The sequence below is a fragment of the Bacillus sp. PK6-16 genome (assembly GCF_056530295.1).
In genome coordinates, this window is sequence record NZ_CP096511.1 from 196961 (window position 1) to 219088 (window position 22128).

A 22128-nucleotide genomic window follows, 5' to 3' on the forward strand; every position below is an offset into this window, starting at 1 on the left:
GGCTCTTTCAGGAGAGTCGCGTAAGCTAAACTAATAAAAAATTAAAAGCTAATCTCTCTGATAGAGGTAGCTAATTAAAAGAAAGCTAGGAGGGAACCCGATGAATAAAGGGCGCGTTACGCAAATCATGGGTCCGGTTGTAGACGTTAAGTTTGATGGCGGAAAGCTACCAGAAATCTACAATGCCCTTACGGTAAAACAAAGCAACGAAAACGGAAGCATGAACTTAACATTTGAAGTTGCACTTCATTTAGGTGATGATACAGTTCGTACAGTTGCGATGTCTTCCACAGATGGACTTGTTCGTGGCACAGAAGTAGAAGATACTGGTAAAGCAATCTCTGTACCAGTTGGTGATGCAACACTTGGACGTGTATTCAACGTATTAGGTGATGCAATTGACTTAGATGGTGAACTTCCTGCGGATGTACACCGTGATCCAATTCACCGTCAAGCACCTGCATTCGAAGAATTATCTACTAAAGTAGAAATTCTTGAAACTGGTATTAAAGTAGTAGACTTACTTGCTCCTTACATTAAGGGTGGTAAGATCGGCCTATTCGGTGGTGCCGGCGTAGGTAAAACAGTATTAATTCAGGAGTTAATCAATAACATCGCACAAGAGCACGGTGGTATCTCTGTATTCGCTGGTGTAGGTGAGCGTACTCGTGAGGGTAATGACTTATACCACGAAATGAGCGATTCTGGCGTAATCAAGAAAACTGCGATGGTATTCGGACAAATGAACGAGCCACCTGGAGCACGTCAACGTGTTGCATTAACAGGTTTAACAATGGCTGAGCATTTCCGTGATGAGCAAGGACAAGACGTACTTCTGTTCATCGATAACATCTTCCGTTTCACGCAAGCGGGTTCTGAAGTATCTGCCCTTCTTGGTCGTATGCCATCTGCGGTAGGTTACCAACCAACACTTGCAACAGAAATGGGTCAATTACAAGAGCGTATTACATCTACAAATAAAGGGTCTATCACGTCTATCCAAGCGGTATATGTACCAGCCGATGACTATACTGACCCAGCACCAGCTACAACGTTCGCTCACTTAGATGCAACAACAAACTTAGAGCGTCGTTTAACGCAAATGGGTATTTACCCAGCCGTAGATCCATTAGCATCTACATCTCGTGCACTTTCTCCAGAAATCGTAGGAGAAGAGCATTATGAAGTAGCTCGTCAAGTACAGCAAACTTTACAACGTTATAAAGAACTTCAAGATATCATCGCTATCTTAGGTATGGATGAGTTATCTGAAGAAGATAAGTTAGTTGTACATCGTGCTCGTCGTATTCAATTCTTCTTATCTCAAAACTTCCACGTAGCTGAGCAGTTTACAGGTCAAAAAGGTTCTTACGTACCTGTAAAAAATACAGTTAGTGGTTTCAAAGAAATTCTAGAAGGAAAATATGATGACCTTCCAGAAGATGCATTCCGCTTAGTAGGTGGCATTGAAGAAGTTATTGAAAACGCGAAGAAAATGATGGCGTAAGGCCTTAGGAGGGACGAAGTATGAAGACATTTCCAGTCAGTATTGTAACTCCTGATGGACCGGTTTACGAAAAAGAAGTAGAAATGGTAAGTGTAAAAGCAGAGAGTGGGGAAATGGGGATCTTACCAGGTCACATTCCAACTGTTGCACCATTAAAAATTAGTGCAGTTCGTCTGAAAAATGGTGGACACACTGATTATGTAGCAGTAAGCGGTGGCTTTATCGAAGTTCGTCCAGATAAAGTGACTGTATTATCATCATCTGCTGAAGAAGCAAACCATATCGATATCCATCGTGCAAATGAAGCGAAGCGTCGCGCTGAGCAACGTCTGCAAGATAAACAAGCACATGTTGACTTTAAACGTGCAGAAATGGCATTACAACGTGCTGTGAACCGTTTGAACGTTTCCGATATGAAGTAAAAAAATCCGTAAGGGCTTTGCCTTTACGGATTTTTTTTTGTGTATTTTATGGATAATTTTACAAAACTGGTATAATTATATTGATGCTTGTATAAGTAGAAGTGTACAACAATTTATATTTCATAAAGGGGATGGATCAATGATTGGTGAAATGAAGCGAGAAGCATTGTACTCTTTAAAGGGAAAATGGGGACTAGGTGTTGGATCAACAATTTTATATTTTATTTTAAGTTATGTTGTTTCGCTGGCTGCAATGCTTATACTATTAATTCCAGGAATTATTATATTTCTCTCAGTTGTAAGCTTAACTGGATCATTTGAAGAGGAAACGATGTCAATTGGAGCAGGTATTACCTTTGGAATTTTTTATTGCATTATGATAATTTTGAGTAACGCATCGTATGGGATTACGTCATATGGTTATACAAATGTATTTTTACAGATTAGTAAACGAGAAGATGCTAAAGTAGATTACTTATTCGAAGGATTTCGTGGCTTTAAAAGAATGATGAAAACAATGTGGGCAATGCTTGCGATTTTGTTATATACAGGTACATGGATTCCGATGCTGTTAATAGGCTTATTTGCATTGTTAGGTGAAGAAGGGAATACGTCATTTGCAATAGCTTTCTTCGTACTATTAGCAATTTCAATTGTTGGTATGATTGTGATGTATTTTTCTTATGCACTGACGTACTATGTGATGATTGAAAATCCAGAATATAGTGTTTCGCAGGCGATGAAGGAAAGTAAGAATCTTATGAAGGGTCATAAGTTAGATTTGTTTCTTTTATGGCTGAGCTTCATAGGATGGGCTATTTTAGCGCTGCCTACTTTTGGAATAGGATTTCTTTGGCTTAGTCCGTATATGAGTACGACGACAGCACACTTTTATCGCTACATTTCAAAAGGTGAATTTCAATAGGAACATGCTATACTAATAGAATTATTGTGTATAGGAGGCGAGGCTACGCATGATTAGTGATTTAAAAGGAGAAGCACTAGATTCATTAGAAGGGAAATGGGGATTAGCTGTTGGAGCTACACTACTCATTTCAATTCTTATCACGGCTTTTAGTTTTAGTGTTGATTGGGGATTTTCTTTAATTTTCGGTTGGCAAAAAACAAATGGTTCACTTTCAACGAATATTCTTTCATTTTTTGTTACTGGACCGTTAACTTTAGGTGGATATTACCTTGGTTTAAATATCCTTCGTGAAAAGCAAGCTAGTATTGGTAATGTATTCATTTGGTTTTCAGAGGGAAAGAGATTTCTAAAATCATTTTTATTATATTTATTAGTAAATCTTTATCTTTTCTTATGGACGTTATTGTTCATTATTCCAGGTATTATTAAATCATTTTCTTATGCGATGACATACTTTATTATAAACGATCATCCTGAGTATTCACTGAACCAAGCTATTACAGAAAGTCGTCGTATGATGGATGGACATAAGATGGAGTATTTCATTTTATGTTTAAGTTTTATTGGCTGGTTTATATTAAGTTGTATTACGTTAGGGATTGGATTCTTATGGTTAATTCCATATTTCTATACGACATCTGCAGCTTTTTACGAAGAGATTGCAGAAGAATATTATGAGAAAAAAATTTAGCACTATAAAACCCCCAGTATGAATTATTTGTTCATACTGGGGGTTTTTTGTAGAAATTTTATAAATTGATTACTAGTAAGTGGTTTACTGAAATAGTAACCTTGCATATATTTACAGTTATGTTTTTGCAGAAACTTAAGCTGTTTTTCGGTTTCAATTCCTTCGGCAACAACTGAAAGATTTAAAGTATTTGCGAGGGAAAGTATTGTAGAAACGATGGCTCGTTCTTCAGGACGATGATCAGCTAATTGTGTAAATTCTCTCGGTACTTTTAATGTGTCGATTGGAAAAATTGATAAATAAGCAAGAGAAGAATACCCAGTACCGAAGTCATCAATGGAAGTTTGGATACCGTACTCTTTTAATTGCTTCAGTCTCAATAACGTTTCTTTCTCGTCAATCATTGCAATTCTTTCTGTTAACTCAAGTGTTACATATTTTGGGTCGACTTGCACGTCGTTTAATATTTGTGAAATGTTTTCGATTAATTGATCTTGCCGGAATTCTTTTGCGGATAAATTAACACTTATTTTTAAATTTTGGTAGCCAAAGGTATGCCATATTTTTAATTGGAGACAAGCTTCTTGTAATACCCAATGTCCAAGTGGGACTACTTGTGGCGTCTCTTCTACAATTGGAATAAACTCACATGGTGAAATGTCACCTAATAGCGGGTGTTTCCATCGTATTAAAGCTTCAGCACCGATAATTTTATTTGTTGTCGTATCAATTTGTGGTTGATAAACGAGATAAAATTCTTTGTTTACTAAAGCGATTGGCAAATCTTTTTCAATTCGAGCTTTTCGTTCCATTTTTTTATATAGTTCTTTCGTGTAAAGAGAGCTACCGTTTTTTCCTTTATTCTTTGCCTCGTACATGGCCATATCAGCATGCTGCAAAATGGATAGCGCATCTTCACCTGCTTCAGGATATATTGCAATTCCGATGCTCGGTGAGATTTGTAAATGTTGATTTTCGATTTCAAATGGCTCATTCATGGACGCTACAATCCTATCAGCTATTTTTTGGACATCTGGCTTTTTTTTGTAATTCTCGATAAGGATTGTGAACTCATCCCCAGCTAGCCGCGCGAGTTTCATATTTGATGTTGCTATTCTTTCGAGCCTTTTTGCTACTGCGATGAGCAATAGGTCTCCTACTCGATGACCGAGGGTATCATTAATAACTTTAAAACGGTCTAGGTCGAGAAACATAACAGCAAAAGGCTTTTTCGATATTTTTGCTCGTGCAATTGCCTGTTCTAAATGTTGATGAAATGCACGTCGATTTGCAAGCTCTGTTAAAGTATCATGGTATGCTAGGAAGTTGATTTGTTCTTGTTGTTGTTTGCTTTCCGTAATATCTTTAATCATTAAATAAACCCCAGAAATTTTCTCCTTTAAAAAGATCGGTACGGCGGTAACGTGCAAGTAGTAAATATCTCTGTTTTTATGGTAAGCCCGTATTTCTAAAGAAATAGAATATCCCTTTTTCACGCGATGAAAGGCGTTAATCATTTCTTCTAAATCTTCTTCGTATATGAGTGAGTAGTAAGGCTGGTTTAATAATTCATTCGTTTGATAACCGAGTAAAGTAGTACCAGCGTTATTTACTTTGAGAAAATTACCGTACAAATCTAATGTGAAAATTGGATCGGGATGATGCTCGTATAAAGATTTAAACATTTGTTGATTATGATAGAGTTCATTTTTCTGTTCTACTAAATCTTCTGTACGTAGTTTAATTTGTTTCTCGAGTTCTGAGTTGAATTGCATTTGAGCGATCAATAATATTTTATTTTGTTTTCGAACTAAACTATGACGTATGAGAACGAAAGAAAAAGTTATTATAAGTCCGATTACTATAATAGGCGCAAAAACGTATTCAACTAATATAAAAACAATAAGCATTACTACCGAAATATACGGTAATGATAATCGGATTGATTCGCCAATTTTAGGTGTTAGTAGTACTTGTTCTTGTTTTTCAGGCTTTTTTGTATGGAGAATACAGGCGATTGCTACTAGTACTAAGGTTACTTGATAGAAAGGAGTAACTGTAAACATAGAATACTCTGGTATGAAGTATTTTATATAAGCATAAATCGCATCTGTAGTAGCATATAAAATTAAAGCACTGCCAAGAAGTGCACCGACCTTTTTAGGTAATAAGGATAGTGGTTTGAATAAAAGGTTGATTCCTATTAAGAGAAAGAGTAAATCAGCCATTGGATAGGTAAGTTGAACAAATATGTCGATATAGGATGTTGTAAAGATATGAATAGTTCGTTCAATAAGTAAGTAGTAACTTAAAGTAAATTGGGCTGTAACGATAATACAAATATCACATAGCATAAAAAGTTTTTCTAATAAATCTCGGTTATAAATGATTTCGTATAGAAAGGCAAACGTAAAGCTAACTAAAAAAAGTAAGTAAAAAAAGTCAGATGGATCAACGAACGTATAGAAGTCCTTTACAATTAAACGCTGATAGGCAACGACTATATCACCGATAAAATAAGAGAGAGCTCCAACAGATAATATGATCCAAAATAAACGAGATAGCCCTTCTTTCATGTTTGAAAAATAAAGTATATAACTACAAGCGATAATATCAATTAATAGGGTGCTCGTTCCGATTAATAGCTGAAAAGGAAATGAGTATTCATATACAAAAGGCATTGCTACATAGTGAAGCGTTATAGACAGCAATACAATGCTTATAAGAATACTTACATGTGTTTGTTTTTTCATTTATATCACCTACGGTTTCTTGAAAAGCATATATAAGTTTTATATTTATTTTGCACAATTATAGCAAGTTGTAAAGATAGATTTTAATAATTCTTGTTTCTGTCTCCCAACATATCGACATAGGAATTTGAAGTTTGTTATAATGATTAGAATAGTTGCATTATTTAGAAAAATTTAAAAATAATAATTACTGCAACTAGGACATATTGTTTACTATGTGAACTTGTTCTTAATTTAGGGGGGAGGGTTTCACAATGGCAAGTGTATATGAAAATAGTTATATGATCGTTTTGATTTTCTTGCTATTAGGTATATTGCTGCCGGTAGTGGCTCTTACATTAGGAAGGATGCTGCGCCCAAATAAACCAAGTGCAGCAAAGGCGACGACGTATGAGAGTGGAATTGAGCCTTTTCATGATGCAAATATTCGGTTTCATGCTCGTTATTATATTTTCGCTTTATTGTTTGTGATCTTTGATGTAGAAACTTTATTTTTATATCCTTGGGCTGTTGCGTATGACAAGCTAGGTTTATTTGCATTAATTGAAATGCTCATCTTTGTTGTAATGTTGCTAGTTGGATTAGCGTATGCTTGGAAAAAGAAGGTGTTACAATGGTTATAAATTTTGAGGAATTACATCCAAATGAGCGAGCAGAATTAGAACGAAATATCTTTTTTTCTACATTGGAACAGTTGAAAGGATGGGCGAGGAGCAACTCTTTATGGCCGATGACATTCGGACTGGCATGCTGTGCAATTGAAATGATGGGGGTAGGCTCATCACATTACGATTTAGATCGATTTGGGTCATTTTTTCGAACTTCACCAAGGCAATCGGACGTCATGATTGTATCGGGAACAGTAACGAAGAAGATGGCTCCTATTGTTCGGCGTTTATATGATCAAATGCCCGAACCGAAATGGGTTATTGCGATGGGATCTTGTGCGACAGCAGGTGGTCCGTATGTAAATTCATATGCTGTTGTGAAAGGTGTAGACCAAATCGTACCAGTTGATGTGTATATTCCTGGTTGTCCCCCAAATCCAGCTGCTTTAATCTATGGAATTAATAAATTAAAAGAGAAAATTCGTTACGAGGCAAAGACCGGAAAGCAGGTGACGAATAAATGAGTAATCCAAATAAAGATTTAGAGGATCTGAAAAAAGAAGCAGCTAGGCGTGCGAAAGAAGAAGCGAGAAAACGCCTTGTAGCGAAACACGAGGCGGAAATAAGTAAACTTGAGGAGGAAGATCAAGAAAAAGAGAAAGCGCTACCAAAAAATGATGATATTACTATAGAAGAAGCAAAACGACGTGCAGCGGCAGCTACAAAGGCAAAAGCGGCGGCGTTAGCGAAACAGAAAAGAGAAGGAACCGAAGAAGTAACGGAAGAAGAAAAAGTGAAAGCCAAGGCGAAGGCAGTAGCAGCCGCAAAAGCAAAAGCGGCGGCGTTAGCGAAACAGAAAAGAGAAGGAACCGAAGAAGTAACGGAAGAAGAAAAAGCGAAAGCCAAGGCGAAGGCAGCAGCAGCTGCAAAGGCAAAAGCGGCAGCGTTAGCGAAGCAGAAAAGAGAAGGGACAGAAGAAGTAACGGAAGAAGAAAAAGCGAAAGCCAAGGCGAAGGCAGCAGCAGCTGCAAAGGCAAAGGCAAAAGCGGCAGCGTTAGCGAAGCAGAAAAGAGAAGGAACCGAAGAAGTAACGGAAGAAGAAAAAGTGAAAGCCAAGGCGAAGGCAGCAGCAGCCGCAAAAGCAAAAGCGGCAGCATTAGCGAAGCAGAAAAGAGAAGGAACCGAAGAAGTAACGGAAGAAGAAAAAGCGAAAGCCAAGGCGAAGGCCGTGGCGGCCGCCAAGGCAAAAGCGGCAGCATTGGCGAAGCAGAAAGCCTCGCAAGGTGATGGGGATTCGGGAGATGAAAAGGCAAAGGCAATTGCAGCGGCAAAAGCGAAAGCAGCAGCGGCTGCAAGAGCGAAGACAAAGGGAGCTGAAGGTAAGAAAGAGGATGAGCCGAAGCAGGAAGAACCGTCCGTAAATCAGCCGTATTTAAATCAGTATGTTGAGGCTATTAGGGAGAAGTTAGGAGAGGGTGCATTAGTAGATTCCTACATTAATAAACTGTCAAAGGATGTGCCAACTCTTGTGGTGGATCCCGAAAAGTATTATGAAGTGATGGAGTCACTGCGATGCCATGAGGGACTTGCTTTTGATTATATGTCAGAGCTACATGCGACGGATTTTGTGACACATATGGAAGTGTATGTTCATTTGTTTTCATATGGCAAGAAACAATCGGTAGCGGTGAAGGTAAAGCTAGACCGGGAAGCGCCGCAAGTCGAATCTGTGACAGCGCTTTGGAAAGGAGCTGACTGGCCGGAGCGAGAAGCATACGATTTGCTCGGCATTGTATTTAAAGGGCATCCGAATTTAACGCGTATTTTAATGCCAGATGATTGGGTAGGATATCCGCTTAGAAAAGACTATGAACCGTATGATGTGGAGGTGTAGCTATGATCCGCACGGAAGAGATGCTTTTGAATGTAGGACCTCAGCATCCGAGTACACATGGTGTGTTCAGGCTCGTAATTAAGATTGACGGGGAAATTATTAAAGAAGCTACACCTGTTATTGGATATTTGCATCGCGGGACGGAAAAGATCGCTGAGAGCTTACAGTATACGCAAATTATCCCTTATACAGATCGAATGGACTATTTATCAGCCATGACGAATAATTACGTCATTTGCCATGCTGTAGAGACGATGATGGGGCTTGAAATTCCAGAGCGTGCCGAATACTTGCGAGTACTTGCGATGGAGCTAGGAAGAATTGCGAGCCATCTCGTTTGGTGGGGGACGAATCTTCTTGATATAGGAGCGGTCAGCCCGTTTTTGTACGCGTTTCGTGAACGAGAGATGATTATAAATTTATTAAATGAATTATGCGGGGCACGGCTTACTTTTAACTATATGAGAGTTGGCGGTGTGAAGTGGGATGCGCCAGATGGTTGGATTGAAAAGGTGGAAGAGTTTGTTCCGTATATGAGAGAGCAATTAGCAGGTTATCATGATCTTGTTAGCGGTAATGAGATTTTCTTAAATCGTGTGAAAGGCGTTGGTATATATAGCGCGGAAGAAGCGATCTCGTATTCTTTAAGCGGAGCAAATTTGCGGTGCACTGGAGTAAACTGGGATCTTCGCAAAGATGAGCCGTATTCGATTTATGATCGTTTTGATTTTGATATTCCTGTTGGAAGCGTGGGAGATGCTTGGGATCGCTACGTTTGCCGAATGCAAGAAATCGAGGAGTCTTTAAAGATTGTTGAGCAAGCGGTTCAGCAGTTCCCGAAAGATGGAGCTGTGCTGGCAAAAGTACCGAAAATTATTAAGGCACCTAAGGGAGAAGCATTTGTACGTATCGAATCGCCGCGCGGAGAGATTGGTTGTTATATCGCAAGTGACGGAAAGAAAGAGCCGTACCGTTTGAAGTTTCGTAGGCCATCTTTTTATAACTTGCAAATTTTACCGAAGTTATTGAAAGGTGAAAACATCGCTAATTTAATTACGATTTTAGGTGGAGTTGATATTGTACTTGGGGAGGTTGATGGCTAATGATTGAGACGCTCTTACAATCACCTTCAAGCTGGACGAATTTCTTCATTTTTTTCGGATTAGCGGTACTTCTACTATTTGCAGTCCTTGGCTTCGTTACATATGGAATCTTGGCAGAACGGAAAGTGATGGGATTTATGCAAGGGCGGATTGGACCAAACCAGGTTGGAGGCCGATTCGGTTTACTGCAAACGGTAGCTGATGTTTTAAAACTATTATTGAAAGAAGATAGTATTCCGAAAGCAGCAGATAAACCGCTGTTTATATTAGCGCCTGTCATTGCATTTGCACCAGCATTTATGGTGCTTGCGGTTATCCCGTTCACTGATAAATTTCAATTTGCAGATATTGGAGTCGGGCTACTTTATTATATTGCTGTTTCCGGTATTACGACGATAGGTGTTGTAACTGGGGGATGGGCATCGAATAATAAATATTCCCTTTTAGGAGGGATGCGTGCAGCGGCGCAAATGATTTCTTATGAGATTCCGCTCGTAATGAGTGTAATTGGTATCGTTTTGCTGGCTGGTAGTCTGAATTTAAATGAGATTGTAGCGGCGCAGGAGAAGGTCTGGTACATTTTCGTACAGCCAATTGGCTTCGTCGTTTTCTTAATCGCAGCAGTTGCAGAGTTAAATAGGACGCCATTCGATTTGCCGGAAGCGGAGTCAGAACTTGTTTCTGGATATCATACGGAATACTCAGGTTTTCGCTGGGCGTTTTTCATGCTTTCAGAGTACGTATATTTCTTCGGGATGGCATCGTTAATTACAGTGCTCTTTTTAGGCGGATGGAATCCAGTCATGTTTCTTGGATTTATCCCAGGTGCCGTATGGTTTGCTTTGAAATTTAGCAGTGTAGTCTTTCTATTAATTTGGTTCCGCGTTACGTTCCCGCGTATAAGAGGTGACCAGTTAATGGAGTTTGGATGGAAAGTATTATTGCCGATTGCACTTGCAAATATTTTCTTAACGGCATTGATTAAGGAGTTATTCTTCTAATCTATGAGGGGGGTGCCAGTAAGAGATGAAAGGACTATTTAAAGGGTTAAAATATACATTAAGTAATTTGAGCAAGAAGAAGGTAACGTATGATTATCCAAATCAACCGTTGCCGTTGCCAGACCGTTTTCGGGGGATTCAAAAATTTTATCCGGAGAAATGTATTGTTTGTAATCAGTGCTCTAACATTTGTCCGACAGACTGTATTCAGTTAACAGGAAAGAAACATCCGGATCCTACGAAAAAAGGAAAAATTATCGACACGTATGATATTAATTTTGAAATTTGTATTCTTTGTGATTTATGTACAGAAGTTTGTCCGACAGAGGCAATTGTCATGACAAATAACTTTGAACTCGCGGAATATTCACGTGATGACTTATTTAAAAATTTGCAGTGGCTTGACGAAAACGACGAAAACGTCAGGAAGGAGAATAAGGCATGAATGGCGAGTTTGTAGCATTCTTTATACTATCCTTGTCTGCAATTATCGGCGGTGTTCTTATGTTGAACTTAACGAAAGTTATGCACATGATGCTAGCTCTCGTTCTGACATTTCTCAGCATTGCAGGTTTGTATTTTCTTTTGTCAGCCGAATTTATAGGCGTTGCACAAATTTTACTTTACTCTGGGGCAATCACAATTATTATGATTTTCGGCATTATGTTAACGAAACATAACGCGGAAAATGAATCGCGTCTTACTCTTCGAAAATGGATTATCTTCTTTGCAGTTGTAGCATTTGGAGCGGTTATGTATTTCGCTGTTAATAATGTTGATTTTGCAAATGAAAGCACACAAGGAAGTTTACCTCTCCATGAAAAAAACACACTTCAAATCGGTACACTTCTCTATTCAAAATATATTATTCCATTTGAACTAACTTCAGTTATTTTACTTGTAGCACTCGTTGGCGCAATTATACTTGCGAAAAAGGACGAGAAAGAGGAGGATTCCAATGAGTAGCGTTCCAGCTTCTGCATATTTAACACTTGCGATTATTTTGTTTTGCATCGGTCTATTTGGAGCTTTAACAAAGCGGAATACAGTAATCGTATTAGTTTGTATCGAATTAATGCTGAATGCTGCCAATTTAAACTTAGTGGCGTTTAGTAAATTAGGCTTATTTCCGAATTTAACAGGTCAAATTTTCTCACTGTTTACGATGGCTGTAGCGGCAGCGGAAGCGGCGGTAGGACTCGCTATTTTAATTGCTTTATATCGTAATCGTACGACAGTTCAGGTGGATGAAATGGATACGCTCAAAGGATAGCATTGTGACCGAAAAAGGGGGAAGGAAACAATGATCGATTATGCATGGCTCATACCGCTTTTCCCACTCGTTTCGTTTTTGTTACTTATTATATTCGGGAAGAAAATTAGAGAAGGAAGCAGCGTACTTAGTATTTTTTTCGTCTTTCTCTCCTTTATACTTGCGGTACTTGTGTTAATAGAAAGGTTTTCAGAAGCAAGCGTGAAGCATAAGTGGGTGTGGCTTAGAGCTGGAGATGTGGATATATCATTCGGCTTTGAAGTGACTGCATTAGGAGCTTTAATGTTATTTATCGTGACGCTTGTGAGTCTACTTGTACATGTGTATTCGAAAGGTTATATGAAAGGTGATGAACGATTACCGACCTTTTACGCATATTTAGGACTCTTTACATTTGCGATGTTAGGGCTTGTTATATCAACGAATTTATTACAACTTTATATATTTTGGGAATTAGTTGGCCTTGGCTCATTTTTACTTATCGGTTTTTATTTCTTTAAAGAAGAAGCGAAGGCTGCTGCAAAAAAGGCTTTTATTATGACCCGTATTGGGGATGTTGGTTTATTTATCGGGATGATTTTAATTTTTTGGTACGCAGGTAGTTTTGAATATGACGCAATATTTAGGGCGATTTATACAGGGGATCTACCTCCTTACATGATTACAATAACAGCGATATTAATTTTTATCGGGGCGATGGGGAAATCAGGGCAGTTCCCGCTTCATACGTGGTTGCCAGATGCAATGGAGGGGCCAACGCCCGTTTCGGCACTTATTCACGCGGCGACGATGGTCGCAGCTGGCGTATATTTAGTAGCGACGATGTTCCCTCTATTTTCAGCAAGTACAGTGGCGATGCAGACAGTGGCAATCGTTGGAGCTTTCACTGCAATCTTTGCGGCCTCTATCGCTCTTGTGCAAACAGATATAAAGAGGGTGCTTGCTTATTCTACAGTTAGCCAGCTCGGGTACATGATGCTCGCGTTAGGTTCTGCCGGTTATGTAGCTGGTATATTTCATTTAACGACACATGCTTTTTTTAAAGCACTACTATTTTTGGCGGCAGGAAGTGTAATTCATGCTGTGCATACGCAAAACATTAATAACATGGGCGGTTTACAGAAGAAGATGAAAGTAACTGGTACGCTATTTTTAATAGGTACCCTTGCCATTAGCGGTGTTCCGCTGCTTTCCGGTTTTTTCAGCAAAGATGAAATTTTAGCTGCGACGTGGATGAATGGCAATTACGTTTTATTTACTTTAGCGGTAATTGCGGCGTTTTTAACAGCGTTTTATATGTTCCGCCTTTATTTTCTTGTCTTTACTGGAGAAACGAAGACGAAGGAAGAAGTGCATGAATCGCCTCGCGTTATGACGTATCCAATGATTGTTCTCGGCGTTCTCGCAGTAGTGGCAGGATATATAAATACACCATGGTTTGGGACGTTTCTCGGAGATTGGTTGACGAAAGATGTAGGGTTTAAGGTTGAAGAAACGCATGGACCAGTTTGGATTATGATTGTTGCGACACTCGTTTCATTTGCGGGAATCGCTCTTGCATATTTCATATATAGCAAGAAATCAATTTCTAGGAATTGGGCTGGGGGTACGGAAACATCGCTTTATAATCTTTTGAAAGAAAAATATTATGTGGATGAACTATACAACATGACGGTGATCCCTATTACGAAAGGAATCGCTCATGTGCTTCGCTTATTTGAATTGTATGTAGTCGAAGGAATTGCAGTTTTAATTGCAAGTGTAGTGAAAGGCACAAGTAACCTTGGATCGAAACTTCAAAACGGGAATGTACAAGTGTACGGTACTGTAACGGCGGTTTCGCTCGCTGTACTCGTCATTATTTTGCTCTATACGGGAGGGGATTTACGATGAATGATTTGTTGTTAACGTTCTTCATTTTTTCCCCGCTTTTAGGAATTTTATTGCTTGTATTAACACCGAAAAAGGAATTGCGTACAGTGCGAGCGCTTGGCTTATTTGGGACGGCACTTCCATTTGGAATCGCTATCGTCCTCGCTTGTACATATGCTTCTGGAAAGAATTTGTCACTATTCGATGAAAAGATGAAATGGATTAAGTTCGGCGATTTTACAGCGGTAGATAAAAGGTGGTTTTCTATTTATTACGAGCTCGGTATTGATGGTTTGTCGCTTGTCATGATGGTACTGACGGCTCTTCTAGCGATGCTTGCAGCAATTGTAGCCTTTTCTATTAAAAGAAATTTAAAAGCATTTTATATGCTGTTACTCATGCTAGAAATAGGAATGCTCGGCGTCTTTGCTGCTCAAAACTTAATGTTGTTTTTTATCTTTTTTGAAATTACGTTGCCACCAATGTTCTTATTAATTGGAAAGTGGGGAAAATTGTCGAGTGAAAAGGCTGCGTATAGTTATTTAATATATAACGGTATTGGCTCAGCTATTTTGCTCATTGTTTTCTCAATTTTGTTCGCGAAAACAGGTACAACAAATATTGTGGAGCTGAAAGAGATATTAAGAAGCGTAAACGCAGAGGGAGCACTCGTCATCCCAAGTAGTTTGCAGCTTAGTGTATTTATTGCCATAATGATTGCTTTTGCAATTAAACTACCTGTTTTTCCGTTGCACCGCTGGATGGTCAATGTACACATAGAAGCGCATCCAGCTGTAGTTATGCTTCATGCGGGTGTTTTGCTGAAGATTGGAGCGTACGGTATTATTCGCTTCGGGAAAGGGCTATTCCCGGAATATTTTCACGATGTTGCAACACTAATTGCGATATTAGGCGTAATTAATTTATTATACGGTGCCTTTTTAGCGCTCATCCAAACAGACTTTAGGAAAGTACTGGCTTACTCTAGTATTTCGCATATGGGAATTGTGTTAATGGGACTTGCGTCACTTAATGCACCTGGTACACAAGGAGCGTTATTCCAGGTTGTATCGCACGGTTTAATTGCAGCCTTGCTGTTTTTCTTACTCGGTGTTATAGAACAACGTTTCGGAACATCAGACATTACAGCGCTTGGTGGACTCGCAAAAAGTGTCCCAGTACTTAGCGGCTTCTTCTTAGCAGGAGGAATGGCATCGCTCGGATTACCAGGGATGTCTGGGTTTGTTAGTGAATTTCTTGCCTTTCTCGGTTTATTTCAAGGAGAGCCCGTCATTGCTGCAGTCGGTGTGATTGGTATTATTTTAACCGCTGTATATGTATTAAGGGCGACACTTCAAGTGACATTTGGAAAGAAAGAGTGGGAAGCAAAATCTGATATACACGGATGGGAGTATGTCCCTGTTTTACTACTTATCTTTTGTATTATTGCAATTGGAGTTATGCCAGAAATACTAGGGGATCCGCTTCAAAATACATTGAAAACATTGGGGGTGAAGTAGGATGGATATGAATACGTTACTTAGCTTATCGTGGCATCTAATGGTGCCAGAATTTATTATTCTCGGCGCCGCCATCCTCCTTTCCATATGTGATTTATTTTTTAAGCTGAACCATAGATATGTAGCTCTTGGTGCGATTGCTGCCATCGTATTAGCAATCGTGTCATTAATTACTCTATATAGCGAACCAGCAGGAGATATTTTAAATGGATCGTTTGTGTTAGATGGATTTTCAAAAGGGTTTAAAACGTTGCTATTAGGTGCCTCAGCCCTCATTTTATGCACCGCAATGAGCGATGATAAGAAGAATCCAATCGAAGATAAAGGTGAATATTATTATTTATTTTTAATGGCACTTCTTGGTGCGATGTTCATGGCTTCTAGTGTTGATTTTATTACCCTTTTCGTTGGTTTGGAGTTACTTTCACTTTCTTCTTATATTTTAGTAGGAATACGAAAAAAGAGCCGTGCATCAAATGAAGCGGCAATGAAATACGTCATTAGCGGAGGAATTGGAACGGCGATTACGCTCTTCGGAATGAGTTATTTATACGGTATTACAGGTTCAACTAACATTGTAGATATGCAAAAGGTACTCACTGGGGAACTCGCTAGTGGTATTCAGTTATTGTTAGCTCTCGCATTTCTTTTATTGCTAGTTGGTCTCTCATTTAAAATTGCCACAGTGCCGTTTCATATGTGGGCACCTGATGTGTATGAAGGAGCGGCTACACCAGTTACTGCTTTTCTTGGAACGATTTCTAAAATTGCCGGGTTCCTACTCATTATTCGTTTGTTCCTTATGATCTTTGCAAGTGTATTAATACAAGGAGATATGCAATCTTTATATGGGCATATGAGTATATATATTGCGGTGCTAGCAAGTATTACGATGATTGTTGGGAATGTAGTCGCATTAAAACAATACAATATAAAGCGTTTATTTGCTTATTCGGGCATTGCTCATGCAGGATATTTACTCGTTCCACTTGTGGCATTATCACCATTTACGATGGATAGCATGTGGTTTTATATGCTGGCATACATGCTTATGAATATAGGGGCATTTGCTATCATCCACGGCTTAATCTTACAAAATAATGAGGAAAATATAACAATTTTCACAGGTTTATATAAAAGGTCGCCATTTACAGCGATAATGATGACAATTTTTATTTTATCGTTGGCTGGGATACCAGGAACGGCTGGCTTCATTGGAAAGATTAATATCTTTTTAGGCGCACTTCATGTAGAGCCAGCACATTACGTACTAGCTTCGATTATGATGGGTACGACAGTTGTTTCATTCGTATATTATTTCCGTATTTTACAACAAATGTTTTTCCGCACCGGAGAGACAGAAGAGAGAATACGGTTACCGTTAAATATAAAGGTTGTTATGAGTCTTTGTGCAATTTCGATTGTAATACTAGGGATTATGCCGATGATTGGGTACAATTTCTTTTATGAATATTTTCCATTAATGAAAGATTTCTTCTTCTTAGGGAACGTGGTACAATAGTGAAAATAAAAGGTGTGGAGTCAGTACTCTGCGCTTTTTATTTTGTGTTAACTTGTAATGTAGATATACGTTTTTAGAAAGAAAATCACGATGTAAAATGTAAGATGTCTATGTGCATTTGAAAAAGTGTAGCTCCTACTTATTATGGTATCGTTTTTATATTCTTTCATAAGTAGTAGCTGAGTAAAAAGGGGTCGATTTTTTGGCACAACTTTTAGGGCAACAAGCACTGATTGCCATTGTTTCGCATTTATTGTTTATTACCATTACGTGGTGGGCCTTACAAGGCATTCACATTGAGCGTTTAATGAAGTCCGGAAAAGTGCTGCAGACGCGAGTATTACTCATCTTAATTACAATTGCAATTGGGACATCTGTAAGTAACTTTTTCCTTGATTATTTAGGCTATTCGAAGAGTTTAACGTATTTAGTAAAGTAAGTGTATAGAACCTCAAATCTCCGTTAACAATGGGGATAGGAGGGGATGAAATTGAAGCTTAAAGCCATTCTTATTGTTGCACTTAGTGTTGTTTTATTTTTGGTCGGATATAGAGAGATGAAACCGATAAGCGATGAACAGAAAATGGAGAGCATGATCAAGGCTTTAGAGAAAAATGATGCTAAAGTAGAAAAATGGTCATGGTTAGCGAGAGAAACAAAAACAATTTCTAACATACATACGTTTCAAAAGTTGTTAAACGATGTGAAGGAAAAGGCAAATATTCAAAAGTGGGAAGTAGAGCAATCTCCAGATGGATATAAAGCTACATCCTATAAAAAGCTTTCTTCTTATGAAGAACGAGTAGTAGTAACTTGGAGTAAAGAAAATACTAAAGAAAACACTTTCATTATCTTTGAAGTAAGTGGGGCGAAATGGGACCCGAAGTATGTTCAAAACATGAATAAAATTTTTAGTGAAAAACCTATAATTTACACTTGTGTTCAAGGTGTACTGAATGATAAGATTGAAGGTGTTTTGCAAAATAAAACCAATCAGGTTTTGAAAGATCTTTCAGCAAGAGCGATCGAACAAGTAGAAGAAAGAGCATTTGTGTCAGTCTCCGCATACAATAAAAAGTGGGATGACGCTCTTTCAACAAATAGAGAGAAAATAAATGTGCAAATAGCAATACGTTCTACAGACAACAAAGATACAATTGTGGTTGGCACACCGATCATAACTTCTGAGTATTGAGTGAATAGATACTGAAAAAAGGACACGGAGGGGAATAATTTGGAAAAGATCATCGTCCGTGGCGGAAAGCGGTTAAACGGCACAGTGCGTGTTGAGGGCGCAAAAAATGCTGTATTACCTATAATCGCTGCAGCCCTATTAGCGAGTGATGGAAAGAATGTACTATCTGAAGTACCAGTTTTGTCTGATGTATACACAATTAATGAGGTATTACGTCATTTAAATGCTGAAGTAGTATTTGAAAATAATCAAGTAACAATCGATTCTTCTAAAGAACTAAACATTGAAGCACCATTTGAATATGTACGTAAAATGCGTGCATCTGTTCAAGTAATGGGACCATTATTAGCACGTAACGGTCGTGCTCGTATTGCACTTCCTGGTGGATGTGCAATTGGTTCACGTCCAATTGACCAACATTTAAAAGGCTTCGAAGCAATGGGAGCAAAAGTACAGGTTGGTAACGGTTTTGTTGAGGCATATGTTGAGGGAGAACTAAAAGGAGCTAAAATCTACTTAGACTTCCCAAGCGTAGGCGCGACAGAAAACATTATGTCTGCAGCTACATTAGCAAAAGGGACAACAATTCTTGAAAACGCAGCGAAAGAACCAGAAATCGTTGACTTAGCTAACTTCTTAAATGCGATGGGAGCGAAAGTACGCGGAGCTGGAACTGGAACGATTCGTATCGAAGGCGTTGATAAATTATATGGTGCAAACCACTCTATTATTCCTGACCGTATTGAAGCGGGAACATTCATGGTTGCAGCAGCAATTACTGGTGGAGACATCTTAATTGAAAATGCTGTACCTGAACATTTACGCTCAATTACAGCGAAAATGGAAGAAATGGGTGTTAAAATTATTGAGGAAAACGAAGGTGTACGTGTTATCGGCCCAGATAAGTTAAAAGCGGTTGATATTAAAACTATGCCTCACCCAGGTTTCCCAACAGACATGCAATCACAAATGATGGCATTATTACTACAAGCTGATGGAACAAGCATGATTACAGAAACGGTATTCGAAAACCGCTTTATGCACGTTGAAGAATTCCGTCGTATGAATGCTGATATTAAAATTGAAGGTCGTTCTGTTATTATGAACGGTCCAAACAGCTTACAAGGTGCTGAAGTAGCAGCAACTGACTTACGTGCTGCAGCTGCATTAATCTTAGCTGGTTTAGTATCAGAAGGTTATACTCGTGTAACTGAGTTAAAACATCTTGACCGTGGCTATGTAAACTTCCATAAGAAATTAGCTGCATTAGGTGCAACTATTGAACGTGTAAACGAAAAAGTAGAAGAAGTGAAAGAACAAGAAGTTTCTGATCTTCACGCTTAATTGAAATAGTCTCTATGTCTTTTGACATAGGGGCTATTTTTTTTGGTTATTACTGTTATAGTCAATAAATTCTATACTTATGCACGTACCAGTAAAAATATTTAGAAAATTTCCGTTTTATACTCTTCCCCTTAAGTATGTTCTAAAAGAAAGAGTTGTTCCATAAGAATGAATGGAGTAAAGCTTTTATATTGGGGGAAAATAGGATGAAATTTTCAAAGCCACTTTTTATTACAGTAGCGCTCTTAATAGCGCTCGTTATCATTGTACCTGCAGCCCTTGTTATTCCATTTGCGAAAGCAAAAGTAGGGGAAGAAACGGCCTCTAAAACTCCTCCAGCGATAGAAAGCATACCAGCTCCAGGAAAAGTAGATACAGCTGTTCAAGTTGCTGTATATCGCGAAAAACAGAAGAAGGTAGAAACATTACCAGTGGAGGAGTATGTGACAGGTGTAGTAGCTTCTGAGATGAATGCCAGTTTTGAAATAGAGGCACTAAAGGCGCAGGCATTAGCAGCGAGAACATTTGTAGTACAACGTATGCTAAGCGGAGGAAAGAAAAATAATGCGGACGTGACAGATACGGTGAAAGATCAAGTGTACAAAAGCAAAGATGAATTGAAGAAGCAATGGGGTAATAACTACGAAAATAATTTGAAGAAAATCGAAGAAGCCGTTTCAAAAACAGCAGGACAAGTTTTAACGTATGATGGAAAACCAATTTCAGCATCCTTCTTTTCAACGAGTAATGGCCGAACAGAAAATGCAGCTGACTATTGGGGAAATGATTATCCGTACTTGAAAAGTGTAGATAGTCCGTGGGATCAAGCCTCTCCAAAGTTTACGAGCGAGCAAACATTTACAGTAGCTGATTTTCAAAAACGTCTCGGTGTGAAAGTGCTAGCAGACGGGAAGGTTGGAAATATTAAAGACCTTACGGAAGGAAAGCGCGTAAAGGATGTAGCTTTTCAAGGAAAAACATTAACTGGAAAAGAAGTTCGTGAAAAGTTAGATTTACGTTCTTCTGATTTTACGTGGAAACAACAAGGAGATAAAATCATCGTTACGACGAAAGGTTTCGGTCACGGCGTTGGTATGAGTCAATACGGGGCGAACGGCATGGCAGCGGAAGGAAAGAAATATACAGATATCGTCGCTCATTACTATAAAGGCGTTGAAATAAAGACGATGAATGATTATGAAGGAAAATTGATGGTGAAGAAATAGGTGTCAGAACTCTGGCACCTATTTTTTTTCTGTTTAAAATATCATAATTTTCCATTAACTGTTTGATATAATAGGATAAAAAGGCATTTGGGGGAAATGAAATGGCGTTACTAGAGTTGAAACAATTAGGGAAGGCGAACCAGTTACCGGCAATTGAGCTAGAGGTGGAGAAGGGACAATGTATTGTTTTGCAATGCAATAATCATACAGCTAAAGTGTTACACCGCATCATTATTGGTGAAGAAGAGGCGTCGACTGGCAATGTACTGTTTGAAGGAGAAGCAATTGGAAAGAAAAATTATTCCCGCATCGGTTTTTGTTTTTTGAAAGATGAGGCATATGATCGTTTGAAGGTGAGAGAATACTTCAAATTTCTATTAGGGCTTTATGAATCAAAGATAAGTATAGAAGAAGTTGTGCAGTCTGTTGGTCTCCTAGATAAACTAAACGTTAAAATAGAAAAATTATCATTTTCAGAGAAACGCCGTCTTCATATCGGACGAGTGATGATTCATAATCCGGATTTAATCATTTTGGAAGAACCGGAGCAAAATGTAGATATAGAGAGTACGGTTATTATTCGAAAAGCAATTATGAAAATGAAAGAGCAAGGAAAGGCGATTTTTATTACGTCATCTTTCCTATCCGATGCCCTTTCGTTAACGGAAGATGTATACATACTAAACAATGATGGTGTGAAAAAAGTAGAAATTGAACAAGAGGAAGCAGAAAAAGTCGATGAAGAGAAGGTCGTTCAAATAATTCCGCAAATGAAGTTAGAAAGAATACCTGCGAAAGTGAACGATAAAATCATTTTACTTGATCCGATGGAAATCCATTTCATTGAAACGCAAAACGGAGTGACACATATTCACGTTCGTGAAGGAGATTTCGTATGTACATTAACATTAAGCGAACTAGAAGCAAGGTTAACAGGTTTTGGTTTCTTTAGATGTCATCGCTCGTATCTTGTGAATTTACAAAGAGTGCGAGAAGTGATTACTTGGACTCGTAACAGTTTTAGCTTAATTTTAGACGACGAAAGAAAAAGTTCAATCCCGCTTTCAAAAGGACGAATGGATGAATTAAAAGGTGTGATTGGGCTATAAAAAGTGCTCCAATAAGCTCAACATGCGATTCATTCACCGGTAAAAATACTCCTTTTACCGGTATTCTACTGCGTAATCCCTTTGTTTTTCATATGATTGAGTCAAGAAAAGCGAAACAAACGAACGAAAAGCGCTAAAGCGACTTTCATCTATAAAGAAG

21 protein-coding genes are annotated in these 22128 nt (G+C 38.5%); 20 read left to right on the forward strand and 1 reads right to left on the reverse strand.

The genetic code is table 11. The features are described 5' to 3' along the window. Window positions 1–100: 100 nt before the first annotated feature. From atpD to M1D66_RS00950, 4 genes are all read left to right on the forward strand, one after another. On the forward strand, window positions 101–1507 hold the full coding sequence (gene atpD / locus M1D66_RS00935; protein ID WP_001032595.1) for a F0F1 ATP synthase subunit beta: 1407 nt from the start codon (window positions 101–103) through the stop codon (window positions 1505–1507). A gap of 20 nt (window positions 1508–1527) precedes the next feature. Continuing rightward, the gene (gene atpC, locus M1D66_RS00940) at window positions 1528–1929 is read left to right on the forward strand and encodes a F0F1 ATP synthase subunit epsilon (RefSeq protein WP_000847211.1); all 402 of its coding nucleotides are present in this window, start codon (window positions 1528–1530) and stop codon (window positions 1927–1929) included. A gap of 139 nt (window positions 1930–2068) precedes the next feature. After that, entirely contained in the window at window positions 2069–2854 is a 786-nt protein-coding gene (locus M1D66_RS00945; RefSeq protein WP_242554920.1) for a DUF975 family protein, read from the forward strand. Between the two features lie 49 nt (window positions 2855–2903). Further along, window positions 2904–3548 carry a DUF975 family protein gene (locus tag M1D66_RS00950; protein WP_000622462.1) on the forward strand — a complete coding sequence of 215 codons (645 nt, stop codon included), beginning with the start codon at window positions 2904–2906 and terminating at the stop codon, window positions 3546–3548. Window positions 3549–3571: 23 nt separating this feature from the next. Here the strand turns inward: M1D66_RS00950 and M1D66_RS00955 are convergent, their stop codons facing one another. Further along, window positions 3572–6301 (reverse strand): EAL domain-containing protein, encoded by a 2730-nt coding sequence (locus M1D66_RS00955; protein ID WP_242554921.1) that lies wholly within the window; start codon window positions 6299–6301, stop codon window positions 3572–3574. Window positions 6302–6555: 254 nt separating this feature from the next. On the opposite strand from M1D66_RS00955, the gene nuoA reads away from it, so the two are divergent. From nuoA to M1D66_RS01035, 16 genes are all read left to right on the forward strand, one after another. After that, complete coding sequence (nuoA, locus tag M1D66_RS00960; protein WP_000179273.1) at window positions 6556–6924, forward strand: NADH-quinone oxidoreductase subunit NuoA; 369 nt, start codon at window positions 6556–6558, stop codon at window positions 6922–6924. Next, window positions 6915–7433, forward strand: coding sequence for an NADH-quinone oxidoreductase subunit NuoB (gene nuoB / locus M1D66_RS00965; protein WP_000236331.1), 519 nt, complete (start codon window positions 6915–6917; stop codon window positions 7431–7433). Before nuoA ends, nuoB begins: the two co-directional genes overlap by 10 nt. Beyond that, window positions 7430–8803 carry an NADH-quinone oxidoreductase subunit C gene (locus tag M1D66_RS00970; RefSeq protein WP_242554922.1) on the forward strand — a complete coding sequence of 458 codons (1374 nt, stop codon included), beginning with the start codon at window positions 7430–7432 and terminating at the stop codon, window positions 8801–8803. The genes nuoB and M1D66_RS00970 overlap by 4 nt, the downstream gene beginning before the upstream one ends. Window positions 8804–8805: 2 nt before the next feature. Continuing rightward, the gene (nuoD, locus tag M1D66_RS00975; RefSeq protein ID WP_000621434.1) at window positions 8806–9906 is read left to right on the forward strand and encodes an NADH-quinone oxidoreductase subunit NuoD; all 1101 of its coding nucleotides are present in this window, start codon (window positions 8806–8808) and stop codon (window positions 9904–9906) included. Then, window positions 9906–10907, forward strand: coding sequence for an NADH-quinone oxidoreductase subunit NuoH (nuoH, locus tag M1D66_RS00980; RefSeq protein WP_000573426.1), 1002 nt, complete (start codon window positions 9906–9908; stop codon window positions 10905–10907). Before nuoD ends, nuoH begins: the two co-directional genes overlap by 1 nt. A gap of 25 nt (window positions 10908–10932) precedes the next feature. Beyond that, a complete protein-coding gene (gene nuoI / locus M1D66_RS00985) occupies window positions 10933–11352 on the forward strand; it encodes an NADH-quinone oxidoreductase subunit NuoI (RefSeq protein ID WP_000677191.1) in 420 nt (139 codons plus the stop codon). Then, a complete protein-coding gene (locus M1D66_RS00990; RefSeq protein WP_242554923.1) occupies window positions 11349–11873 on the forward strand; it encodes an NADH-quinone oxidoreductase subunit J in 525 nt (174 codons plus the stop codon). Before nuoI ends, M1D66_RS00990 begins: the two co-directional genes overlap by 4 nt. Beyond that, the gene (gene nuoK / locus M1D66_RS00995) at window positions 11866–12180 is read left to right on the forward strand and encodes an NADH-quinone oxidoreductase subunit NuoK (RefSeq protein ID WP_000100079.1); all 315 of its coding nucleotides are present in this window, start codon (window positions 11866–11868) and stop codon (window positions 12178–12180) included. The genes M1D66_RS00990 and nuoK overlap by 8 nt, the downstream gene beginning before the upstream one ends. A 30-nt stretch (window positions 12181–12210) precedes the next feature. Next, window positions 12211–14073 carry an NADH-quinone oxidoreductase subunit L gene (nuoL, locus tag M1D66_RS01000; RefSeq protein WP_242554924.1) on the forward strand — a complete coding sequence of 621 codons (1863 nt, stop codon included), beginning with the start codon at window positions 12211–12213 and terminating at the stop codon, window positions 14071–14073. Next, window positions 14070–15572, forward strand: coding sequence for an NADH-quinone oxidoreductase subunit M (locus M1D66_RS01005; RefSeq protein ID WP_242554925.1), 1503 nt, complete (start codon window positions 14070–14072; stop codon window positions 15570–15572). The genes nuoL and M1D66_RS01005 overlap by 4 nt, the downstream gene beginning before the upstream one ends. 7 nt (window positions 15573–15579) lie before the next feature. Then, the gene (gene nuoN / locus M1D66_RS01010; RefSeq protein ID WP_002180561.1) at window positions 15580–17094 is read left to right on the forward strand and encodes an NADH-quinone oxidoreductase subunit NuoN; all 1515 of its coding nucleotides are present in this window, start codon (window positions 15580–15582) and stop codon (window positions 17092–17094) included. A gap of 202 nt (window positions 17095–17296) precedes the next feature. After that, the gene (locus M1D66_RS01015; RefSeq protein WP_000057889.1) at window positions 17297–17533 is read left to right on the forward strand and encodes a DUF1146 family protein; all 237 of its coding nucleotides are present in this window, start codon (window positions 17297–17299) and stop codon (window positions 17531–17533) included. Between the two features lie 51 nt (window positions 17534–17584). Further along, window positions 17585–18289 (forward strand): YwmB family TATA-box binding protein, encoded by a 705-nt coding sequence (locus M1D66_RS01020; protein ID WP_000767916.1) that lies wholly within the window; start codon window positions 17585–17587, stop codon window positions 18287–18289. A 39-nt stretch (window positions 18290–18328) separates the two neighbouring features. After that, window positions 18329–19633, forward strand: a complete 1305-nt coding sequence (murA, locus tag M1D66_RS01025) for a UDP-N-acetylglucosamine 1-carboxyvinyltransferase (protein ID WP_000411274.1) — start codon at window positions 18329–18331, stop codon at window positions 19631–19633. Window positions 19634–19839: 206 nt separating this feature from the next. Then, window positions 19840–20859, forward strand: coding sequence for a stage II sporulation protein D (gene spoIID / locus M1D66_RS01030; RefSeq protein ID WP_000672663.1), 1020 nt, complete (start codon window positions 19840–19842; stop codon window positions 20857–20859). Between the two features lie 101 nt (window positions 20860–20960). Beyond that, window positions 20961–21968 carry a LytTR family transcriptional regulator DNA-binding domain-containing protein gene (locus tag M1D66_RS01035; RefSeq protein ID WP_242554926.1) on the forward strand — a complete coding sequence of 336 codons (1008 nt, stop codon included), beginning with the start codon at window positions 20961–20963 and terminating at the stop codon, window positions 21966–21968. The last annotated feature ends 160 nt before the right edge of the window (window positions 21969–22128 follow it).